Raw genomic sequence first — 20743 nt, 5'->3', positions numbered from 1 at the left:
GACGGTGGGTCAGATGAACTTCTGGGTGGCGAGGAAGGCGGCGAGCTGCTTGCCGCCGTCGCCCTCGTCGGTGACGATCGTGCCCTTCGTGCGGGCGGGGCGCGCCGCCACGGCGTCGACCAGGGTCCACGCCCCGGCGAGACCGACCTCGTCGGCGTCGATGTCCAGGTCGTCCAGGTCCAGCTCCTGCACCGGCTTCTTCTTGGCCGCCATGATGCCCTTGAAGGAGGGGTAGCGGGCCTCGCCGGACTGGTCGGTCACCGAGACGATCGCGGGCAGCGGGGCCTCCAGGAGCTCAGTGGCGGCGTCGCCGTCGCGGCGGCCCTTCACCAGGCCGTCCTCGACGGAGAGCTCCGAGAGCAGGGTGACCTGCGGCAGGCTCAGCCGCTCGGCGAGCAGCGCCGGCAGCACGCCCATGGTGCCGTCGGTCGAGGCCATGCCGCACACGACCAGGTCGAAGCCGGTCTTCTCCAGGGCCTTGGCGAGGATCGCCGAGGTGGCGATGACGTCGGAGCCGTGGATGTCCTCGTCGTTGACGTGGACGGCCTTGTCGGCGCCCATCGACAGCGCCTTGCGCAGCGCGTCCTTGGCATCGTCGGGCCCGACCGTGACCACGGTGACCTCGGCGTCGTCGGACTCCTCCGAGATCCGCAGCGCCTGCTCGACGGCGTACTCGTCGAGCTCCGACAGCAGGCCGTCGACCTCGTCGCGGTCGACCGTCAGGTCGTCGGCGAAGCCGCGGTCACCGGTCGCGTCGGGTACGTACTTCACACAGACAGCGATCCTCAGGGTCACGGCCTGGCTCCTTTCAAACGGTCAAGCGGTCGGGTGACGGGCGGTTACGGGAGGTTGCGGGCCATGACGATGCGCTGGACCTGGTTGGTGCCCTCGTAGATCTGGGTGATCTTGGCGTCGCGCATCATGCGTTCGACGGGGTAGTCGCGGGTGTAGCCGTAGCCGCCGAGGAGCTGGACGGCGTCGGTGGTGACCTCCATGGCGACGTCGGAGGCGAAGCACTTGGCGGCGGCGCCGAAGAAGGTGAGGTGCTCCTTGTCGCCGCCGGCGGAGACGCGCTCCGACTTCGCGGCGGCGGCGTAGGTGAGCTGGCGGGCGGCTTCGAGCTTCATGGCCATGTCGGCGAGCATGAACTGGACGCCCTGGAAGTCGGCGATGGGCTTGCCGAACTGCTTGCGTTCGGTGACGTAGCCCTTGGCGTAGTCGAGGGCGCCCTGGGCGATGCCGATGGCCTGGGCGGCGATGGTGATGCGGGTGTGGTCGAGGGTCTTCATGGCGGTGGCGAAGCCGGTGCCCTCGGCGCCGATCATGCGGCTCGCGGGGATGTGGACGTTGTCGAGGTAGACCTCGCGGGTGGGGGAGCCCTTGATGCCGAGCTTCTTCTCCGGGGCGCCGAAGGAGACGCCTTCGTCGGACTTCTCCACGACGAAGGCGCTGATGCCCTTGGAGCGCTTGTCGGGGTCGGTGACGGCCATCACGGTGTAGTACTCGGAGACGCCGGCGTTGGTGATCCACCGCTTGACGCCGTTGAGGACCCAGAAGTCGCCGTCGCGTACGGCGCGGGTCTTCATCCCGGCCGCGTCGGAGCCCGCGTCGGGCTCGGACAGGGCGTAGGAGAACATCGCGTCGCCCTTGGCCAGCGGGCCGAGGTACCGGTGCTTGAGCTCCTCGGAGCCGGAGAGGATCACCGGCAGCGAGCCGAGCTTGTTGACCGCGGGGATCAGCGAGGACGAGCCGCAGGCGCGGGCGACCTCCTCGATCACGATGACCGTCGCGAGGGCGTCCGCGCCCGCGCCGCCGTAGGCCTCCGGGACGTGCACGGCGTGCAGGTCGTTGGCGACCAGCGCGTCCAGGGCCTCCTGCGGGAACCGGCCCTCCTCGTCCACCGCGGCGGCGAACGGCACGATCTTCGCCTCCGCGAGCGCACGCACCGACTCCCGGAGCATGTCGTGCTCCTCGGAGGGCCGATACAGGTCGAAGTCCTTGCCCATGATGTGGAGCTCCCCTAAACGCTTGTGGCACTGAGTACCCTCAGCAAAACACACTCAGTGCCATGACGCCAGAGCGCCCCGACGCGAAGGGGCGTCGGGGCGCTCGGGGACCGGCTGGTCGGTTTTGTTAACCGGGAGTGTCGGCGAGATGGACTTCGTCCCGCCGGAGCCGGCTGGCGTCGTACTCGGCGCCGAGCTGCACGGCGCGGCCCTCGGTCATGTCGAGGCGCGGCAGCAGGGCCGGGGTGCAGATGCTCGGCAGGAAGTGCTGGAGCAGGACCGAGACCCGATGGGCCAGGTCGTTGCGATCGCACAGGATCTGCGACATCGCCTGGATGCCCGAGAAGGCGCCCGAGAACAGCTCGGCGGTGTCCGTCACGTCCACGTGGACGAGCAGCTCCCCCCGCGCCTTCGCGACCATCAGGATCTCCGACACCTGATCGATCCACGCCCGGAAGGGAGCGGCGCGGTCGACCCCGGTGGCGCCGCTGTCCAGCGCCAGGGCGACACTCGCCCGCACCAAGGCGTCGCGCTGCAGGCGATGCGTCAACAGGAAGGCCTGGTCGGCGAGTTCCTGGAGCTTGACCTCCTGGGGCGTCAGGGGCACGTCGAGCATCTGGGCATCGAGAACGCCGACGGCGAGATCTTCCTTGGAAGCAAAGTGGAAATACAGAGCTCCCTTGGTCACCCCGGCGCGCACCAGGATCTCGCCGATCGTCGTCCGCTCGTAGCCGCGCTCCGCGAAGACGGTGGCGGCCGACTCGAGGATCACCCGTCGGGTTCGGATTGCACGCGCTTGCTGCGCCAAGGCGCCTCCTGCTGTCTCGCTGTGTGTGCTCAACGTGTGACGTGAAGCATTGAAAAGAAAACCGCGCTGTACGTATTCTAATTCGGGCGGACACACCGCCCAGGGGCGCGGGGTTGCAAGGGGGATCCATGGATCGGAACGGACGAGGAACGGCTGCACACGTCCCCGGGGAGTTCGTTCACCGGGCGGATCCCGCGGACATCATCCCCACAGGGTGGACTCAATTGCGGGAGAATCGGTTCTCCGTCTCCGCCCGCTGGCCTGCCTCACACCCTTTCTTCTCTCCGGTGGCAGGGGACCGTCACGACCCCGTGTTGGTGGCCGAGACGATACGCCAGACCACCATGCTGATCGCTCACGCGGAGTTCGGGGTACCCGTGGACGACCAGTTCGTCATGTGGGGCCTCTCCTACCGCGCCGATCCCGAGGCGCTGGCCGTCGACGGGCTCTCCTCCGACGTGACCGTGGACGTCGTCTGCTCCGACCTCAGCAGCCGGGGCGGCCGCCTCCGCGACCTGCGGACCACCCTCGTGCTCACCCGCGACGGACGGTTCCTCGGCACCGGCACGGCCCAGGCGCGCTGCACCTCCGCCCTCGCGTACCGCAGGATCCGGGGCGAGCGGATGGCCGCGCTCGGCCGCCCGGTCCCGCTGATCCCCGCCGTGGCGCCCCACCTGGTGGGCCGCGAGCACAGCCGGGACGTCGTCCTCGGGCCGGGCAACCGCGCCGACCAGTGGCAGCTGCGGATCAACACCGACCACGGCACCCTCTTCCGGAGACCCAACGACCACGTGCCCGGCATGGTGCTCCTCGAAGCGGCCCGGCAGGCCGCGACGGCGACGATCGGCAGCGAGACGTTCCTGCCCGCCGTGATGGACGTCTCCTTCTCCCGCTACGCCGAACTCGACAGCCCCTGCTGGATCGAGACGGAGGTCGTGCCCGGCGCCGACCCGTCGGCGACCACCGTCCGGGTCGAGGGCCGGCAGGAGGACCACTCGGTCTTCCGCTGCACACTCACCTCCCCGTCGCGCGAACTGGCGGTGGCCGGCGTCGGCCTCGGCAGCCGGCTGGCGGGCTGAACCGGAACGGAACGATGGCACCGAACCTCCTGATCACCGGCGCGACCGGCTTCATCGGCAGTCGGGTGGCCGCCGCGGCGGCGTCGGCCCGGGAGCCCGCGGGCGTCCGCCTGCTCGTCCGCCGCCCGCCCACCGGGCCGGGGGAGCCGGCGCGGCCGCGGACCGAGACGGTCCTGGGCGACCTCCGGGACCCCGCGTCCCTGCGCCGGGCCTGTGCGGGGATCGACGTGGTGGTCCACTGCGCCTCGATGATCGGCGGGGATCCGGAGGAGGCCCGCGCGGTCAACGACGCGGGGACCCGGGCCCTGGTCGAGGCGGCCACGGCCGCCGGGGTGACCCGCGTCGTCTCGCTGAGCACCGCGTCCGTCCACGGCCGCGGCCCCTTCCGGGCCGCCGCCCCCGGCACCCTGCCGCTCGCCCCGGTCTCGGCGACCAGCCGCACCCGCGCCGCCGGCGAGCGGTACGTCCTGGACGCGGGCGGGACCGTGCTGCGGCCGCACCTCGTGTACGGCACCGGCGACCGTCTCCTGATGCCCGGCCTGGTCCGGCTGCTCGCCGCGCTGCCCGCACCGCTCGACGGGGGCTCCTCGCTGCACTCCCTGGTCGACGTGGACACCCTGGCGGGCGTCCTGCTCGGTGCGGCGCTCTCCGCCGCGACCGAGCCCGGCCCGTACTACGTGCAGCACCCCGAGCCGGTCCCGGTTGGCGAACTGCTCGCCGCCGCCGAGGACCTGCTCACCCGCCGGACGGGGCGGATCCGCGGGCCCGCCGTGGACCTCGGCACGGCCCGCGCCCTGCTCGCCGACGAGCCGTTCGCCCAGCACCACCTGGACATGCTCGCCGTCGACCACTGGTTCGCCGACGACCGGCCGTGGCGGGACCTCGGCCGCGATCCGGGACCGGGCTTCGCCGCCGGCCTCGCCGGCCACCTGCCCTGGTACCGGGGGCTGCTCGCCGGGTCCTGACCGGCCGTCGCGTCCGGCCGACCGCCCGTCAGCCCACCGGGGCGCGGGCGGCGGGCACGGACCCGCTGCCCGCCGGTTCGAGGTCCGCGAGCACCGCGGGCGCCGCCAGCGCCGGCAGCAGCGTCCGCCACATCCCGGTGACGGTGCCGGGCGCGAGCCACTCGTGGTTGTCCCGGCAGAGGGCCTCCAAACCGACGGTGGCGGCCACCACCGTGCGGACGAGGTCCTGCTGGCCGCCGTGGCCGCCGGCGAGCAGCCCCTCGTCCGCCGCCTCCGCGATGCGCTGCTGGACGCAGCTCTGCCACTCCTGGCGCAGGTTCAGATCCGTGCGGCAGCCCCGGGAGCAGCTGAGCCGGTAGCCGGCGCGGACCACGATGTCCTCGCGGAGCAGCCGGGCGAGGGCGTGCGTGGTGTCCGCGAGGTTCTGCAGGGCGTTCGCCCCCTGGCGTTGCACGAGGCGGGCCGCCCTGCGCAGGGCGGTGGACGCCTCCTGCTCGACGGCGGCGGCCACCGCGGGCTTGTTCTCGAAGTGGAAGTGGAGCGCGCCGGGGCTCACCCCCGCACCCGTGCTGATCGCCGACAGTTTGGCCAAGGCGTAGCCGTGCTCGTCGAACTCCCTGGCCGCCGACCTGATCAGCGCCTCTCGGGTCCGTGCGGCCCGCTCTTGTTTGGTCACCCGTGGCTCCAGTAACACCGTGCGTCGCACCGGAACGGGCGCCTCGTCGCTCCGTACCGCTCGACGACTCCAAACCGACTGCTTGGTATTGTACGAGGTTTTCGTGCGGCCTTGAGCAGTTCGGTGGGATCGGCGACGGCGCCCGCCGCCCGACGGATGCGGGCGCCGGACGGGGGCGGAGGCGGGGGAGCGGAGGCAGGAGAGACGGCGCTGTTCCGGCGGTCGGGAGAGAGTGTCCGCAACAAACCGAGACACAGGTTTGTCCGTGGCCCGGATCGCGGGTCGCGGGTCGCGGGTCGCCGCAGCGCCGCACCCGGCGCGCGGGTCAGGCGCGCGGCCGGGACCCCTCCGCCGCGGTCGCGTGCGTGGCCGTCGCCTGCGTCGTCGCGGTCGTCACCACCACCACGCCGGCGAGCAGCACCACGTTCTTGACGACGAACTCGCCGACCAGGGTGAGCAGCAGCGGGTTGGAGTGCGAGAAGGCCACCGACGGGGTGAGGACGAGCACCGCGAAGGTCCCGCAGAGGTGGCCGGTGAGCACCGGCAGGGCCAGCGCGCGGGCGCGGCCCGAGATCAGCCAGAGGCCGAGCGCCACCTCGGCCCAGCCGAGCGAGGGCACGAACCAGCCTCCCGCGGGGAACGGCAGGACGTCGACGACGAGCGCGGCCGCCGGGCTGAGACCGACGACCTTGAGCACCCCGAACCACACGAACACGCCGCCGAGGCCGGCCCTGAGCATGCCCAGGCCGTACCGGTGCAGCCGCGGGGCGAGCCGGTCGAAGCGGCCGAGGGAGGCGGCGGAGGAGTCGTACGCCGGGGTCGCGGTCCCCGGAGCGGGAGCGGTGGAAGCAGGGATCACCTGGGGGGAAACGGTCATGCGCGGGCATCTCCATCACGAGTCGACGCGGGGGCCGGGCGGGGCCGTGCGGGCGGATCGAGGCCGGGGGCCGAGGCGAGCCGGGGCGGCGGACCGTTCGGATCACGCCGAAATCCCGGCAGGAGGTCGGACGCCGTGAGCCACGCTAACCACGTCCCGAGCACCCCCGCGACGCCCATCGGTTCCTTGCATGACGGCGATGGAAGAAGTCGATAGGGCGTTGCCGCACGCGATCAAATCTCGCCAGCCTGAGCACTGTTCGAGTTTGTGTGTGATTCACGGACCCGGACCGCGTCCATCCGCTCCCGGCAGCATGCGAAGGAATCCACGGATGTCCCACCGACCCGCCGCTCCCGCCTCCACCACGCCCCCCGCGGCCCGCACCGCCCTCACCCGGCGCCGGGTGCTCACCACGTCGGCCGCCGCGGCCGGAGCGCTCGCCCTGCCCGGCAGCGCGGCCTGGGCCGTGCCCACCAGCTTCGAGGCGGAGACGCGCACCGGCCGCCGCCGGCCCGGCGCCGTGACCGATCCCAGCGTCGTCATCCGTTGGAACCAGGCCGCGATGGACGCGATCCTCGGCCGCTACCAGGCCGCGGGCAACCGCTTCGGCCCCGCCACCGTGAACGCCCGCGCCCTCGCGATCATCCACAACGCCATCTACGACGCCTGGGCCTGCTACGACCACTGTGCCGTCGGCACCCGCTTCGGCGGCTCCCTGCGCCGGCCCCGCTCCGAGCGCACCCTCGACAACAAGAACGAGGCCATCAGCTACGCGGCCCACCTCGCCCTGCTCGACCTGTACCCCGAGTACAAGGTCGCCATCGACAACATGCTCCGCAGCCTCGGCCACGACCCCGAGCTCACCGACCCCCGCCGCAACAGCCCCGCCTGGATCGGCCGCCGTACCGCGCGGGCGGTCCTCGACTTCCGCCACGGCGACGGAGCCAACCAGCTCGGGACACCCGCGTACGCCGACACCACCGGCTACCAGCCGCGCAACACCCCCCAGACCGCGGGTGCCTTCGACCCCGCCACGGTCACCGACCCGGCGCACTGGACCCCGCTGATCGTCGGGGGCAAGATCCAGCGCTACCTCACCCCCCAGTTCGCCGTGATGAAGCCCTTCGCCCTCAGCCGCCCCGACCAGTTCACGGTGCCGGCCCCGCCCGCGTACCCCTCGGTCCGGATGACGGCCGCCATCGAGGAACTCCTCGACATCAGCGCCAGCCTGACGGACGAGCAGAAGGCCATCGCCGAGTTCTGGCTCAACGACGACGTGACCCCGCCCGGTGCCCAGCAGATGTGGGGACGGTACGTCTCCGCGCGCGACGGCCACGGCGTCGACGAGGACGCCCAGATATTCTTCGGCCTCAACATGGCCGAGTGCGACGCGGCCATCGGCTCCTGGGCCGTCAAGGCCCAGTACGACTTCGCCCGCCCCTCCACCCTCATCCCGTACGACCGGCGCGGCCGGCAGATCCGCGCCTGGGGAGGACCCGGCCGGGGGACCGTGACCATGGACGGCCTCGACTGGCAGGCGTACGTGGCCGTCCCGCCGTTCCCAGCCACCGTCTCCGGGCACAGCACCTTCTCCGGCGCCGCCGCCGAGTTCCTCCGCCGCTTCACCGGCTCGGACTCCTTCGGCGACTCGTTCCGCTTCAAGGCGGGCGCCTCCACCGTCGAGCCGGGCCTCACCCCGCGCACCGACGTCGTCCTGCACTGGCCCACCTTCAGCGAGGCCGCCCGGCAGGCCGGCATCTCCCGGGTCTACGGCGGCATGCACTGGAGCTTCGACAACGAGCCCGGCATCGAGATGGGCCACCGCATCGGCAAGGTCGTCCACCGGCAGGCCATGCGGTACTTCGGCGGCACCCACCGCTGACCCGGCGGGCCCGTCCCGCGGGGTGGAACCGCCCCGCGGGACGCGCCGCCCGCGGCGCCGTCCAGCGATCCGCCCGTGACGCCCCCGCGCCTCGGTCGACCCGCCCGGCCCCACCCGACCGCCCCGCACTCCCGCCCCGCCCCCGCCAGCCCCGCCAAGGAGAGACCACCGTGAGCAACCAGACCCGGACCCCCGCGGACGCGGCGACCCCGCCGGCCCGCAGCCGCTGGGCGGGCGGGGCGCCGCCCTTCCCCGGCGGCCGGCCCGCCGCCCTCGGCACCCTCGCCACCGTCGTGTCCCTGGTGATCCTGGTCGCCCTGGGCGAGGCCACCGGCCAGCTCCTGATGATCGCGCCCCTGGCCGCCACCGCCATGATCATCTGCAGCACCCCCGTGCTGCCGCCGGCCCAGCCCCGCGGCGTCATGCTCGGCCAGGTCGGCTCCGGCGTCCTCGGCCTCGCCGCCGTCGCCCTCCTCGGCCGTTCCCTCTGGGTCGCGGCGGTCGCCGCCGGCCTGAGCGTCGGCCTCATGCTGCTCCTGCGGGCCGTCCACGCGCCCGCCGCCGCCACCGCCGTGCTCGCCGTCCTCCAGGACCCCGCGCCGCTGCGCTTCCTCGTCCTGCTCGCCGTCGGCAGCGCCCTGCTCGTCCTCGTGGGCCTGATCGCCTCCCGCCTCGGCGTGATCGGCAAGTACCCCGCGTACTGGTGGTGACCGGACCCACCCGGCACCACCCCCCTCACCCCGACCGCACGTCCGCGTACTCACCCTCAACGGAGCTCCCGTGAACCGAGACAGACTGCTCGTCAGCTGCGAGCAGATCATGGAACAGCTGCGCGACCCCGCGACCGGGGACGAGAACACGGTCCTCGTCGAGATCACCGACGGCGGCAGCACCCTCGGCCGGATCCCCGGCTCGGTCCGCCTGGACTGGACCAGCGACCTCCAGGACCCGGTGCGCCGCGACGTCATCGGCCCCGAGGCCTTCGCCGCGCTCCTCGGCCGGCACGGCATCTCCCGCGACCACACGGTCGTCTTCCTGAGCGGCAACAACAACTGGTGGGCCGCCGCCGCGTACTGGCAGTTCCGCCTGTACGGCCACCGGGAACTGCGGATCCTCGACGGCGGACGGCTCCGCTGGGAGGCGCTCGGCGCCCCCCTCACCCTGGCCGCGCCGGACCGCGCGCCCGTCCACCACCCCGTGCCGGCCGCCGACGAGACGATCCGCGCCCGCCGCGAGGACATGCTCGACCACATCGGACGCCACCAGCTCCTCGACGTCCGCTCCCCGGAGGAGTACCTCGGGCACAGCAACACCCCGCCCGGGGTGCCCGAGGACCTCGGCGTCCGCTGCGGCCACGCCCTGTCCGCCGAGCACATCCCGTGGCACAGCGCCGTCCGCGCCGACGGCACCTTCCGCGACGACGCCGAGCTGGCCGCGGCGTACGCCGGCGTCCGCACCGACGTGCCGACCGTCGTCTACTGCCGGGTCGGCTGGCGCTCCGCGCACAGCTGGTTCGTACTGAGCGAACTCCTCGGCCTCCCCGACATCCGCAACTACGACGGCGCCTGGCGCGAGTTCGGCTCGCTCATCGGCGCCCCCATCGTCAACGGGCCCCAGCCGTGGGGCCCCGACGGCATCCCGTCCATCGTCGCCCAGCGCGACGCCGCCTCGGAGGTCCGCGCCCATGCCTGACGTGACCGTCTTCCGCAACGTGCTCCGCAACGGGTTCGACCAGACCGACCTGCCCTGGGTGCCGTGGACCGAACCCGGCCGCGTGGGAGTCGAGTTCGTGGTCCTCTGGGGTCCGGACGCGGCCGAGGAGGAGGACTCCGCCTCGCTGCTGCTGCGCTTCCCGCCGGGCGCGCACGGCGACTTCCACGAGCACCTGGGGCACGAGCTGATGCTCGTCCTCGACGGCACCCTGGACCACAGCGACGGGCGCCGCTTCCACCGCGGCGACCTCGTCGTCGAGGAACCCGGCACCCGCCACCAGATGTCCAGCGCCGAGGGCTGCACCGTCCTCGCCGTCCGCGCCCGCCCGGCGGCCGCCCGCACGCCCGCGGACGGCGAGATCACCACGGGCGTCGGCGCCGCACAGCCCGGCGCCTGAGGCGCCCGGCGCGAGCGCCCGCCCCCGCGCGGTCACGGACCGCCGGGCCCCCGGCCCGGCGGCCCGCGGCCTCGCGCCGGCCGCACCCCGCACCCCGCGCGCGGCGGTCCCCGCCCGCCGGGGCCCGCCGCACCGCCGCGGGCGAGGCCGCACCACGCCCGCCCCGCGCCCGTACACCGCACCGCCCCGGTCCGTACGGACACACCGCCCGCCCCGCACGGCGTCCCGCTCGCGCCGGTACGGGACGGAGCCGTGTCCGCGGCCCGCCGCGCCCCGCTCCGGCGGCTCCCCGAGCCGCGCACCACACCGCACCGAACCGCCCCGCGCACCGCACCGCACCGCACCGCAGTGCCGGCGCGCCGGGCCGAGCCGTGCCGAGGCCGCCGGCCCGAACCGCCGGTACCGGCCGGGCCGGTGGCGCGCCGCACCGCCCGCGCGTCCCGCACGGAGTCCGCGCCGCCGGCACGGAGCCCGCGCCGCCCGCACCACCCCGCACACCAGCCCGCCCCGCACCCCAACCGGAGAGACGCCATGACCCCGTCCGCACGGCCCCAGCCCCTGCGCAGCAGTCCCGAGCCCTCCCGTCGGGTCCTGCTCACCACCGGTTCCTCCGACGCCCACACCTGGAACCTGGTCCACCTCCAGCTCTTCCTGGAGGAGCACGGGCACTCCGTGCTCAACCTCGGGCCCTGCGTCCCCGAGCAACTGCTCGTCGACACCGCCCGGATGACCAGCCCGGACCTCGTCGTGCTCTCCTCCGTCAACGGCCACGGCCACCAGGACGGACTGCGCGCCGCCCGCGCCCTGCGCGCCGACCGCAAGACCCGCGCCCTCCCCATGGTCATCGGCGGGCTCCTCGGCATCTCCCCGGAGGGCGCCGCCACCCGCACCGCCGAACTCCTCGACGCCGGGTACGACGAGGTGTACGCGGACGGCACCCCGCCCACCGCGCTGTTGCGCCGGCTGGCCGATCTCGGCGGTGCGTGTACCGGGCGGGCCGCGGCTTGACGACCTCCGCCCCGCCCCCGCCCGCCCCCGGCGACCTCGGCGCCTTCGTCCAGGACTCGGCCGCGGCCGGTGAACTGGTCGTCCAGCCCCGCATGGGGATGGTCGCTCCCGAGGTGATGGCCGGCGGAGTCGCCGCCGTCGCCGCCCTGCCCGAAAGGACCGTCGCCACCCTCACCATCGACAGCTACACCCGCGTCGGCGACCACGCCGCCGCCACCGCCGCCCTGCGCGACGGGCGGCCCCTCAACGGGTTCCCGCTGGTCAGCCACGGACCGAAGACCACCGCCCGGGTCGCCGCCGCGGCCGGACGCGGCACCCCCGTACAGGTCCGGCACGGCTCCGCCGACCCGCTGGCCATCTTCCGCACCATGGCCGCCGCCGGGCTCTCCGCCTCCGAGGGCGGCCCCGTCTCGTACTGCCTGCCCTACGGGCGCACCCCGCTCGCCGAATCCGTCGCCGCCTGGCGCGACTCCGTCCAGTTCCTCACGGAGGAGAGCCGCGCGCACGGCCGCCGGGCCCATCTCGAATCCTTCGGCGGGTGCCTCCTCGGACAGCTCTGCCCACCGTCGCTGCTCGTCGCCGTCTCGCTCCTGGAATGCCTGTTCTTCGCGGCCAACGGCGCCACCAGCGTCTCCCTCAGCTACGCCCAGCAGACCCATCCCGCCCAGGACACCGGCGCGCTCACCGCGCTGCGGCTGCTCGCCGACGAGTTCCTGCCCGCCGCCGTGGACCGCCACATCGTGCTCTACACCTACATGGGGGTCTACCCGAGGACCGTGCCCGGCGCCCGGCTGCTGCTGCGCCGCAGCGCCGAACTGGCCGTACGCGGCGGGGCCCAGCGGCTCATCGTGAAGACCGAGACCGAGGCCCACCGCATCCCGACGGTGGAGGAGAACCTGACCGCGCTGCGGATCGCCGCCGACGCCGCCCGCTCCGCGCCCCGGCGCGGCACCCGGCAGGGCCCCGGGTCCGCCGCGGGGGCCGACGCCGAGGAGACGCTCGTCGAGGCGCGCGCCCTGGTGACCGCCGTCCTCGGGCTCTCCGACGACCTCGGCGTCGCCCTCCTCAAGGCCTTCGACCGCGGGCTGCTCGACGTCCCGTTCTGCCTGCACCCCGACAACCGGGGCGCCGTCCGGTCCACCGTCGCACCGGACGGGCGCCTGCACTGGACGGACCTGGGCGCGCTGCCGCTGCTCACCACCAGCAGGAGGACCGTACCCATGACCTCGCGCCAGCTCTCCGGCATGCTCGGCCGGGTCGCCCGCGAACACGACCAGGCCGCCACCACCGACCCGCCGCCCGAACCGCGGCCCCGGGACGCCCCCGCGCCGTCCGAGGCGCCGCTGCGGATCGCGTTCGTCGGCATGGGCCCGCGCGGACTCTCCGTACTGGAGCGGCTGGCGGCCCGCTGCGCCGCGACCCCGCCCGCGCGGCCGGTCGAGGTGTTCGCCGTGGATCCGTACGAGGCGGGGGCCGGGCGGATCTGGCGGACGGACCAGTCGCCGTGGTTCCTGATGAACACCCCCGCCCAGGAGGTCACCATGTTCTCCGGGCCGGCCGACGACGGACCCCACCGGCCGGGCGCCGGACCGACCCTCGGCGAGTGGTGGGCCGAGGACGACCCGGCGGCGGCCGAGCCCGAGGGGTACGCGCCCCGCGCCGTCTACGGCCGCTACCTCACCCACGTCATGCGGCGGATCGAGGAGACCCTGCCGCCCTCCGTCACCGTCCACCGCGTTCCCGCCCGGGTGATCTGCGCGGACCGCGCCCGAGGAGGAGACGGCGGGCACCGGCTGAGACTCGACCGCGGCGACGTCCTCACCGTCGACCGGATCGTCCTCGCCACCGGCCATCCCGTCACCGAGCCCGACGCGGGCGGGCGCGCCTGGACCCGGTTCGCCCGCGAGCACAGCACGCCCGCCCGCCCCGTCCGGTACGTCGCGGGCGGCTCCGCGAGCGAGATGCCGCTCGCCGACATCCCGGCGGGCGCGAGCGTCGGCATCCTCGGCATGGGCCTCACCTTCTACGACATCCTGACCGAGCTCACCCTGGGGCGCGGCGGCACGTTCACCGAGGGCTGCGACGGCCTGCTCTACCTGCCCAGCGGCAAGGAGCCCCGGATCCTCGCGGGCTCCCGCGGGGGAGTGCCGCTGCTCACCCGGGGCGCCAACCAGAAGGGCCCCGAACACCGCTACCGGGCGCGACTGTTCACCGCGGAGCGGATGGCGGCGATCCGCGCGGAGGGGGCGCCGCTCGACTTCGAGGCCTCGGTGCTGCCCTGGCTGCTCGCCGAGGTCAACCTCGTCCTCCTCGCCACCCGGATCCGCCAGGTCCACGGCCCCCACGCCGCCGGGGAGTTCACCGAGCGCGCCGTCCAGACCCTGGCCGACCGGCCGGACGCCCGACCCGACCCGCGGGTCCTGGAGCGGCTCGCGGCCGGCTACCGGGTCGACGCCCGTCCCCTCGCCGGGCTCGACGTCCTCGCCCGTCCGTTCGGCAACCGCCGCTTCGGCTCCCCCGCGGAGTACCACAAGGTGCTCACCGAGTGGCTGCGCGCCGACCTCTTCGAGGCACGCCAGGGCAATGCCGACGGGCCCCTGAAGGCGGCCGCCGACGTCCTGCGGGACGTCCGCCAGACCATCCGGACGGTCGTCGACTTCGGCGGACTGACCCCGGCCTCGCACCGCTGGTTCCTCGCCGAGTTCGGTCCGGTGGCCGCGATGGTCTCCACCGGACCGCCCCCGCTGCGGTCCGAGCAGTTCCTCGCGCTGCTCGCCGCCGGGGTCCTCGAACCGGTCGGCCCCGGAGCACGGTTCGGCGCCGATCCCGTCGAGGGACGGTTCGCCGTGGAGTCGGCGCAGGTGGAGAACTCCTGGGTGCCGTTGGACGTCGTCGTGGACGCGCGGGTGCCCGGCACCGATCTGGCAGCCGACCGCGACCCGCTGATCCGGGGACTCCTGGCCGACGGGGAGATCCGCACCTTCACCAACGCGGTCGACGGGGCGGAGGAGTTCGCCACCGGAGGTCTCGACTGCACCGACTCCCCCTTCCACCCGGTCAGGGCGGACGGCTCCGTGGACGCCACCACCCATGTGCTGGGCATCCCCAGCGAGTTCACCCGGTGGTTCACCCAGGTCGGCAGCGGCCGGCCGGGTCCGTGGGGCTCCTTCGCCCGGGACGCGGACGCGATCGCGGAGGCGCTCGTGGCGGCCGCGGAACCGGCGGGCGCGGTCCGGACGGCGCACCGCCGCGTGCTGCTCGGGGGTGCGGGGTGAGCGGCGCGGTCCGGACGCCCGCCCACGAGGAGTACCGGGCGGCCCGCGACCTGCTGCTGCGCCTGCGCGGAGACCGGGAGGCGGCCTGCGCCGCCTTCCGGTGGCCGCGGGCCGCGCACTTCAACTGGGCCCTCGACTGGTTCGACGTCCTCGCCGAGGGGAACGACCGGCCCGCCCTCGAACTCCTCGGGCAGCCCGGACCGGACGGCGGCGTCCCCGTCGTCGACCGGCTGTCCTTCGCCGAACTCGCGGCCCGTTCCAGCGCGTTGGCCACGACGCTGCGGGAGCACGGCGTCGCGCGGGGGGACCGCGTCCTGATCCTGCTCGGCACCCGCGCCGAACTGTGGGAGACCCTGCTCGGCTGCATCAAGCTCGGGGCGGTCGTCGTCCCCGGCTACCAGGACCTCACCCGGGCCGAGGCGGCGGACCGGATCGACCGGGGCTCCGTGCGGCACGTCGTCGCCGCGCCCGGGCTCGTCGACCTGCTCGACCCGCTGCCGGTGCCGGGCCTCCGGATGGCCGTCGGGACGGGCGAGCGGGCGGGCTGGGTCCCGTATCCGGACACCCGCGGCCCCGGCCGGCCCCGCTTCGTCCCCGACGGGCCGACCCGGGCCGCCGACCCCTCCTTCTGCTACTTCACCTCCGGGACGACCTCGCTGCCCAAACTCGTGGAGCACAGCCACGCCGGATACGGCGTCGGGCACCTGTCCAGCCTGTACTGGAGCGGGCTGCGCCCCGGCGACCGGCACCTCAACCTCTCCGCGCCCGGCTGGGCGAAGCACTCGTGGTCCAGCTTCTTCGTGCCCTGGGCCGCGGAGGCGACCGTGCTCGCCCCTCCGGACGGCGGGCTCCCGCCGTCCGTGCTGCCCGGCGTCCTCGCCGGGCACGGAGTCACCAGCTTCTGCGCGCCGCCCAGTGCGTGGCGTTCCCTGCTGCCGCACCTGGACGCGGGTACGGAGGCGCCCCGGCTCCGCGAGGCGACGGCGGCGGGGGAGCCCCTGACGGCGGAGACGGTGGAGCGGATCGAGGCGGCGTGGGGCGTCCGGGTCCGCGACGGCTACGGCCAGACGGAGGCGACCGCGCTCATCGGCCGCGCTCCCGGCGCCGAGGAGCCGTTCGCCCCGCTGGGGCACCCGCTCCCCGGCTACCGGATCGTGCTGCGTGACCCGGACACGGGGGAACGGGGCGATGCCGGCGAGGTGTGCGTGGATCTGACGGACCGTCCGCCGGGGCTCATGCGGGGGTACGCGGGGCAGCCCGCACGCACGGCGGAGGCGTTCGCCGACGGTCTGTACCGCACGGGCGACCGGGGCGAGCGGTGCGCGGACGGCTCGATCCGGCTGCTCGGACGGCTGGACGAGGTCTTCAAGTCCCACGGCCACCGGGTCTCCCCCATGGAGATCGAGGCGGTGCTCCGCACCCATCCGGAGGTGGCCGACGCGGCGGTGGTGCCGTGCGCGGACCCGGAGGGCGGCCTCGCGCCGTACGCGGTCGTCGAACTGCGCCCGCAGCGCCGCGCGCTGATCACGGATGTGCGGGGGCGCATCGGTGCGGAGCTGCTGGCGCTCGCCGCCGAGCGGCTCGCCCCGGTCTTCGTCCCGCGGGGCGTCGAGGTGGTCGCCCGCCTCCCGCGGACCCGTTCGGGCAAGGTGCGCCGGAACGAACTGCGCCCGGGGGCACCCGCCGCGCACTGACGGGCGGCGGCCCGGGCCCGCGGACCCGGATTCCCGCGGATCGTGCCGATCGGGCCCCGCTCGCGGGCCCGATCGGCACGACCAGACGGCCTAGACCCGTTCCGTCTCCCTCTCCGCCGTCCGGAGCAGGATCTCCGCGACGCCCCGGGCCCGTACCGCCGCCTCGGACGTCCCCTCGCGGAGGGCCGTCACGATGGCGCCGTCGCCGAGGAGCGCCAACTGGCGCGCCAGGGACTCGTGTTCGCGGTAGCCGCCCTCGGTGAGGAGCCGGTCGAGGACCGCGATGACCTTCTCCTTGTGCTCCGCCGCCACGTGGTGCGCCGGACTGTCCGGATCGGCGGTCTCGACCATCGTGTTGATGAAGGCGCAGCCGCGGAACGAAGCCGCGGCGAAGCGTTCCGCCAGTCCGTCGAAGAGTGCGAGCGGCAGCTCCTCGGGGGTGCGCTCGCTCACCGCGATCCGGCCGTCCAGCCAGGCGCGCCACATGCCGTCGCGGCGCCGCAGGACCTCGACGACGACGTCGTCCTTGCTGGGGAAGTGGCGGTAGAAGGAGGCGCGGCCCACTCCGGACTCGGACAGGATCCGCTCGATGCCGACGGCCCGGATCCCCTCCTCGTAGAACAGACGCTCCGCCGCGCCGAGGAGCCGTTCTTTCGCGTTGGTGGCCATACCAGACGGTACCACTCGGTGCCGTATCGGCGATCCCGAGGGGAAAGGGGAGTGGCTGCCTCCCGTTGCGCCAGACGGAACCGATCGGTACCGTCTCGATGGTACCGATCAGTTCCGTCTTGGTCCGGCTCAAGGAGAGCTCCATGCCCCGCCTGCCCCAACTGACCGTAGAGACCGCCGACGAGGAGCAGCGCGAGCTGCTCGAAGGCACCCTCAAGCAGCTCGGCAAGCTGCCCAACCTGTACGCCGCCCTGGCCAACGGCCCCGCCGCCCTGCGCGGTTACCTCGCCATGCGCGAGGCCCTCGTCGGCGGCAGCTTCAGCGCCCGCCAGCGCGAGCAGCTCGCGCTCTTCATCGCCCAGCACAACGACTGCACCTACTGCGTCTCCGCGCACACCCTGCGCGGCGGCAAGGTCGGGCTGAGCGAGCAGGAACTGCTCGACACCCGCCACGGCACCGACGCCGGCGACCCGCACATGGACCAGGTGCTCCGCTTCGCCGGGGCCGTCATGGCCACCGGCGGCCGCGTCACCGACGCCGCGCTGGTCGACGCCCGCGCCGCCGGCGTGACCGACGCCGAGATCGCGGAGATCGTCGGCCACGTCGCGCTCAACGTGCTGTCGAACTTCTTCAATCACGTTGCGCAGCCGGACTTGGACTTTCCGTTGGTCCCGGCCCAGCTCGCCGAGTAGAGTCTTCGCGGCCGAGCAGGGGTGCCGGGCGCGAAGGGGCGTCCGGCACCCCTGCGGCTTGTGCGACAACCGACTGGGGCGATCGAAGCGGGTGGACGACCAACCACCTGGTGCGAGGAACTGCCGCCTGCGCGGCAGGGGGGAATTTCACGTGGACATCGACGCAAGAACCCTTCGGACCTTCCGAGAGGTGACCCTGACCGGGTCCTTCACCCAGGCGGCACGACGCCTCGGGTACTCGCAGTCCAGCGTCACGGCGCAGATGCGTGCCCTGGAGCGGCAGGTCGGCGAGCCCGTCTTCGAGCGGCTCCCCAACGGCGTCCGGCTCACCCGCGCCGGCACCGTCCTGTGCGACTACGCCCGTCAGATCCTCACCCTCGTCGGTGAGATGGAGACGGCCCTGCGCCGTCCCGCGGCCAACCCGCCGCGGCTGACCGTGGGCATCGTCCCCGCCCTCGCGTACGGACAGCAGCTCGCCCGGGTCACCCACATCGGGCGGCGGCTCCTCTCCGGAGTCCAACTCGCCCTGCGCGTCATGGGAACCGCCGAGGTCCACGACGCCTTCCGGGCCGGCGCCATCGACGGCGCCCTGGTCCTGACCGTCGTCGACGCGGAGGACCCGACCGCCCAGCTCGCCGACCCGGCACACGCCGACCGCTCCGACGAGCTGACCGAAGTGCGGCTCCAGGAGGTCGAGTTCATCCCCGTCACCAGCGTCGGCCACCGCCGCGCCGGCCTCGGCCGCCAGGTCGTCATCGCCGACCCCGACTGTCCGTCCCAGCGCTGGCTCCCCGAGTTCCTCCGGCTGCGCTGCGACAGCCCGCCCGAGATCCATGAACTCGGCTCCATGGCCGGCGTCCGGGCCGCCACCCAGTCCGGCCTCGGCTGTGCGATGCTCCCGATGGCCCTCGCCGCCTCCCACCAGGAGGCCGGCGGGCTGCGTCCGCTCCCCGGCGTGCCCCGGATGCGCTGGAACGCCTCCCTGGTCCTCGGCCGCTCCGACACCCGGCCGGCCCTCGACTGGCAGAACCTCACGGAGACGCTCCGCCAGGCCACCGCCCTCTCCTGCGCGGTCCACCCCGGCGAGCCCGGCCCGGCGAGCCCGGTCGACGTGCTCGGCGACGCGGCCCCGGCCCTCGACCCGGACCCCAGCATCGCGTCCTGACACCCCACCCGAAGACCGGTGCCACGGCGCACCGCCGCCTCCCCCCGGCCCCACCCCCGACCGGGTCCTCAAGGGAGCGACGGCGCGCCGTGGCACCTTCCCCCTCCCTCCCCGTCCGTACGCGAGGCGGGAGCGAGGCCGCTACAGGCCGGGCCCGTTGTAGGCGCCCCGGTGCGGCTTGGCGGTCGTGGACACCGGGTTGCCCCAGTAGTCGAGGCCCCCGCTGCCGCTGATCACGGAGCCGTTGCCCAGCGCCGGCGAGGTCGCGCGGAGCCGGTAGCCGTCGGCGGACGCGAGCGAGTCGCCGCCCGTGCCCGGGTTCACGAAGCGCGGGTCGCCCACGATGCCGTTGGCGGTCGGCCGGGGCACGCCCTGGAAGACGTTCCAGAGCCAGGAGATCCCGGCGGCGGTCGGCAGGCGCGAATCGGCGGTGCCGACCCAGATGTTGTTCTCGACGACGCTCTCGTCGGGCAGGGTGATGCTGAACTTCCGGTCCGTGCAGTAGAGGACGTTGTTGTACATGTGCAGGGCCGACCGGCCCGCGCTGACGCTGCTCATCCGGCAGTCGTTCTCGGAGACGTTGTAGCGGACGACCTGCCGGGCGCCGCCGATGGTGCCGCAGCCGTCGCAGTCGAGGAAGAACCCGCCGATGTTGTCGCGGCTGAAGTTGTACTGGATCAGGCAGGTGCCCGTGTTGCCCCAGTCGCAGTCGAAGGCCTGGCTGTCGGCCACGGACATCCGGGTGATGCCGTACACGGCGTTCTTCTGGATGGTCGGGTTGTGGTCGCCGAGCACCCAGATCCCGGCGAAGTTGCCGCCGGAGAAGGGGTAGACGCCGTTCCCGACGCCGGAGGCGCTGTTGTACTGGATCATCGGGGAGTCGGCGTAGCTGGCGATGATGCCGTCGCCGCCGACGTCCTTGACGACGTTGTGCTCGATCAGGACCCCCGAACCCTTGACCGCCATGGCGCCGACCCGGATCTTGAGGCCGCCCCCGCCGGTGTCGGTGATCCGGTTGTCGTGGACGTGCACGTCGTGGAGGGTCGAGCCGCTGCCGCTCGCCCCCGTGACGATGCCGGCGGACTGGACGTAGTCCTCGGTCGTCGGGCTGTTCTTGTTCGTCTGGCCGGCGACGCGGTCGACGAGCACGCGGCCGATGTCGAAGCCGCGGTGCGCCCGGCCGTCGGTCGCGGAGATCCGGATCCCCGTGCGGCGCGCGAGGGAGGCGGCCGGGTTGGTGATGCGGAGGTCGCTGATCCGCCAGTGGTCCTGGTCGGTCAGGGAGACGGCGTCCGGAGCGCCGCCGCCGTCGATGACGGGCAGGGCGCCGGTGCCGTACCGCGTGAGCGTGATGGGGGCGCCCGCGGTGCCGCTGCCCTTCGGCGCGAGGGAGCCGGTGCAGGTGGTGCCGGACGCGAAGGCGAGGGTGTCGCCGGCCGCGTACGTCCTCCCGTTGGCCTGGGCGATGCTGTTCAGCGGCGCGGCCTGGCTGCCGTCGCCCGCTGCCGCGCGCGAGCAGTCCACGTACGTGGTGCCCCCGGCGGCCGAGGCGGGCGCGGTGGGGAGGGCGACGCTGCCGGCGAGGGCGAGGACGACGGCGAGCAGCCCGCCGACGGCCGCACGCCGCCCCGGAATTGCCTCCATGGTCATGACGCGACACCTTTCTCGAGGTCTGGTGCCGCCAGAAGCTAGGTGCGGCCGATGATCGAGTCAATGAAGAAGTGTCGAATGATCGAATATCGATCAGGACGCGGTTGATTGGTCGACTTCTGTCGACGACGACCTCACCGCGAACCGCCCGGAACCGGCCTTCGGTGCGGCGGCGACGGCGGCGAGG

18 protein-coding genes are annotated in these 20743 nt (G+C 73.9%); 11 read left to right on the top strand and 7 right to left on the bottom strand.

The annotated features are described in order from the left end of the window. Positions 1-9: 9 nt before the first annotated feature. From ACY0MR_RS08595 to ACY0MR_RS08585, 3 genes are all read right to left on the bottom strand, one after another. On the bottom strand, positions 10-795 hold the full coding sequence (locus ACY0MR_RS08595) for an electron transfer flavoprotein subunit beta/FixA family protein (RefSeq protein ID WP_055600366.1): 786 nt from the start codon (positions 793-795) through the stop codon (positions 10-12). Between the two features lie 44 nt (positions 796-839). Continuing rightward, positions 840-2006: an acyl-CoA dehydrogenase family protein gene (locus tag ACY0MR_RS08590; RefSeq protein ID WP_473560102.1), complete on the bottom strand. Its 1167-nt coding sequence runs from the start codon at positions 2004-2006 to the stop codon at positions 840-842. 127 nt (positions 2007-2133) lie between these two features. Further along, positions 2134-2814, bottom strand: a complete 681-nt coding sequence (locus tag ACY0MR_RS08585; protein WP_361861337.1) for a ScbR family autoregulator-binding transcription factor — start codon at positions 2812-2814, stop codon at positions 2134-2136. 128 nt (positions 2815-2942) lie between these two features. Between ACY0MR_RS08585 and ACY0MR_RS08580 the strand changes: the two genes are divergently transcribed. Continuing rightward, positions 2943-3893 carry a ScbA/BarX family gamma-butyrolactone biosynthesis protein gene (locus tag ACY0MR_RS08580; RefSeq protein WP_388806973.1) on the top strand — a complete coding sequence of 317 codons (951 nt, stop codon included), beginning with the start codon at positions 2943-2945 and terminating at the stop codon, positions 3891-3893. A 14-nt stretch (positions 3894-3907) separates the two neighbouring features. Further along, positions 3908-4858: an NAD-dependent epimerase/dehydratase family protein gene (locus ACY0MR_RS08575; RefSeq protein ID WP_473560099.1), complete on the top strand. Its 951-nt coding sequence runs from the start codon at positions 3908-3910 to the stop codon at positions 4856-4858. Between the two features lie 28 nt (positions 4859-4886). On the opposite strand, the gene ACY0MR_RS08570 is transcribed toward ACY0MR_RS08575, so the two are convergent. Together ACY0MR_RS08570 and ACY0MR_RS08565 are read right to left on the bottom strand one after the other, a co-directional pair. After that, on the bottom strand, positions 4887-5534 hold the full coding sequence (locus ACY0MR_RS08570) for a ScbR family autoregulator-binding transcription factor (RefSeq protein WP_388806977.1): 648 nt from the start codon (positions 5532-5534) through the stop codon (positions 4887-4889). Positions 5535-5859: 325 nt separating this feature from the next. Next, positions 5860-6411, bottom strand: a complete 552-nt coding sequence (locus ACY0MR_RS08565) for a hypothetical protein (protein ID WP_473560097.1) — start codon at positions 6409-6411, stop codon at positions 5860-5862. A gap of 331 nt (positions 6412-6742) precedes the next feature. Here ACY0MR_RS08565 and ACY0MR_RS08560 point away from each other — a divergent pair, with 331 nt between their 5' ends. The 7 genes from ACY0MR_RS08560 to ACY0MR_RS08530 all read left to right on the top strand — a co-directional run bounded on the left by ACY0MR_RS08560 (position 6743) and on the right by ACY0MR_RS08530 (position 16380). Further along, entirely contained in the window at positions 6743-8293 is a 1551-nt protein-coding gene (locus ACY0MR_RS08560) for a vanadium-dependent haloperoxidase (RefSeq protein ID WP_473560095.1), read from the top strand. A gap of 170 nt (positions 8294-8463) precedes the next feature. After that, entirely contained in the window at positions 8464-9003 is a 540-nt protein-coding gene (locus ACY0MR_RS08555) for an HPP family protein (protein ID WP_473560093.1), read from the top strand. A 70-nt stretch (positions 9004-9073) separates the two neighbouring features. After that, positions 9074-9985, top strand: coding sequence for a sulfurtransferase (locus ACY0MR_RS08550; RefSeq protein ID WP_473560091.1), 912 nt, complete (start codon positions 9074-9076; stop codon positions 9983-9985). Continuing rightward, on the top strand, positions 9978-10403 hold the full coding sequence (locus tag ACY0MR_RS08545; protein WP_361863534.1) for a cupin domain-containing protein: 426 nt from the start codon (positions 9978-9980) through the stop codon (positions 10401-10403). The genes ACY0MR_RS08550 and ACY0MR_RS08545 overlap by 8 nt, the downstream gene beginning before the upstream one ends. A gap of 531 nt (positions 10404-10934) precedes the next feature. Next, on the top strand, positions 10935-11411 hold the full coding sequence (locus ACY0MR_RS08540; protein ID WP_329284350.1) for a cobalamin B12-binding domain-containing protein: 477 nt from the start codon (positions 10935-10937) through the stop codon (positions 11409-11411). Next, positions 11408-14686, top strand: coding sequence for an FAD/NAD(P)-binding protein (locus tag ACY0MR_RS08535; RefSeq protein ID WP_473560088.1), 3279 nt, complete (start codon positions 11408-11410; stop codon positions 14684-14686). Before ACY0MR_RS08540 ends, ACY0MR_RS08535 begins: the two co-directional genes overlap by 4 nt. Continuing rightward, positions 14683-16380, top strand: coding sequence for an acyl-CoA synthetase (locus ACY0MR_RS08530; RefSeq protein WP_473560086.1), 1698 nt, complete (start codon positions 14683-14685; stop codon positions 16378-16380). Before ACY0MR_RS08535 ends, ACY0MR_RS08530 begins: the two co-directional genes overlap by 4 nt. Positions 16381-16470: 90 nt before the next feature. On the opposite strand, the gene ACY0MR_RS08525 is transcribed toward ACY0MR_RS08530, so the two are convergent. After that, positions 16471-17049: a TetR/AcrR family transcriptional regulator gene (locus tag ACY0MR_RS08525; RefSeq protein WP_361859078.1), complete on the bottom strand. Its 579-nt coding sequence runs from the start codon at positions 17047-17049 to the stop codon at positions 16471-16473. 143 nt (positions 17050-17192) lie between these two features. Here ACY0MR_RS08525 and ACY0MR_RS08520 point away from each other — a divergent pair, with 143 nt between their 5' ends. Both ACY0MR_RS08520 and ACY0MR_RS08515 read left to right on the top strand, forming a co-directional pair. Next, a complete protein-coding gene (locus ACY0MR_RS08520; RefSeq protein ID WP_388806990.1) occupies positions 17193-17741 on the top strand; it encodes a carboxymuconolactone decarboxylase family protein in 549 nt (182 codons plus the stop codon). A gap of 91 nt (positions 17742-17832) precedes the next feature. Further along, the gene (locus ACY0MR_RS08515; protein WP_403314010.1) at positions 17833-18906 is read left to right on the top strand and encodes a LysR family transcriptional regulator; all 1074 of its coding nucleotides are present in this window, start codon (positions 17833-17835) and stop codon (positions 18904-18906) included. A 141-nt stretch (positions 18907-19047) separates the two neighbouring features. On the opposite strand, the gene ACY0MR_RS08510 is transcribed toward ACY0MR_RS08515, so the two are convergent. Beyond that, on the bottom strand, positions 19048-20556 hold the full coding sequence (locus ACY0MR_RS08510; protein ID WP_473560083.1) for a right-handed parallel beta-helix repeat-containing protein: 1509 nt from the start codon (positions 20554-20556) through the stop codon (positions 19048-19050). Between the last annotated feature and the right edge of the window lie 187 nt (positions 20557-20743).

The organism is Streptomyces sp. JN8, assembly GCF_055808075.1.
This window is presented reverse-complemented; position numbering and strand designations above follow the sequence as displayed.

What these genes read in the sequence shown, in the direction of transcription:
- ACY0MR_RS08590 (WP_473560102.1), bottom strand. Translation starts at nt 2,006, where the DNA reads ATGGGCAAGGACTTCGACCTGTATCGGCCCTCCGAGGAGCACGACATG.
- ACY0MR_RS08580 (WP_388806973.1), top strand. Translation starts at nt 2,943, where the DNA reads ATGGATCGGAACGGACGAGGAACGGCTGCACACGTCCCCGGGGAGTTC.
- ACY0MR_RS08575 (WP_473560099.1), top strand. Translation starts at nt 3,908, where the DNA reads ATGGCACCGAACCTCCTGATCACCGGCGCGACCGGCTTCATCGGCAGT.
- ACY0MR_RS08565 (WP_473560097.1), bottom strand. Translation starts at nt 6,411, where the DNA reads ATGACCGTTTCCCCCCAGGTGATCCCTGCTTCCACCGCTCCCGCTCCG.
- ACY0MR_RS08560 (WP_473560095.1), top strand. Translation starts at nt 6,743, where the DNA reads ATGTCCCACCGACCCGCCGCTCCCGCCTCCACCACGCCCCCCGCGGCC.
- ACY0MR_RS08545 (WP_361863534.1), top strand. Translation starts at nt 9,978, where the DNA reads ATGCCTGACGTGACCGTCTTCCGCAACGTGCTCCGCAACGGGTTCGAC.
- ACY0MR_RS08540 (WP_329284350.1), top strand. Translation starts at nt 10,935, where the DNA reads ATGACCCCGTCCGCACGGCCCCAGCCCCTGCGCAGCAGTCCCGAGCCC.
- ACY0MR_RS08525 (WP_361859078.1), bottom strand. Translation starts at nt 17,049, where the DNA reads ATGGCCACCAACGCGAAAGAACGGCTCCTCGGCGCGGCGGAGCGTCTG.
- ACY0MR_RS08520 (WP_388806990.1), top strand. Translation starts at nt 17,193, where the DNA reads ATGCCCCGCCTGCCCCAACTGACCGTAGAGACCGCCGACGAGGAGCAG.
- ACY0MR_RS08510 (WP_473560083.1), bottom strand. Translation starts at nt 20,556, where the DNA reads ATGACCATGGAGGCAATTCCGGGGCGGCGTGCGGCCGTCGGCGGGCTG.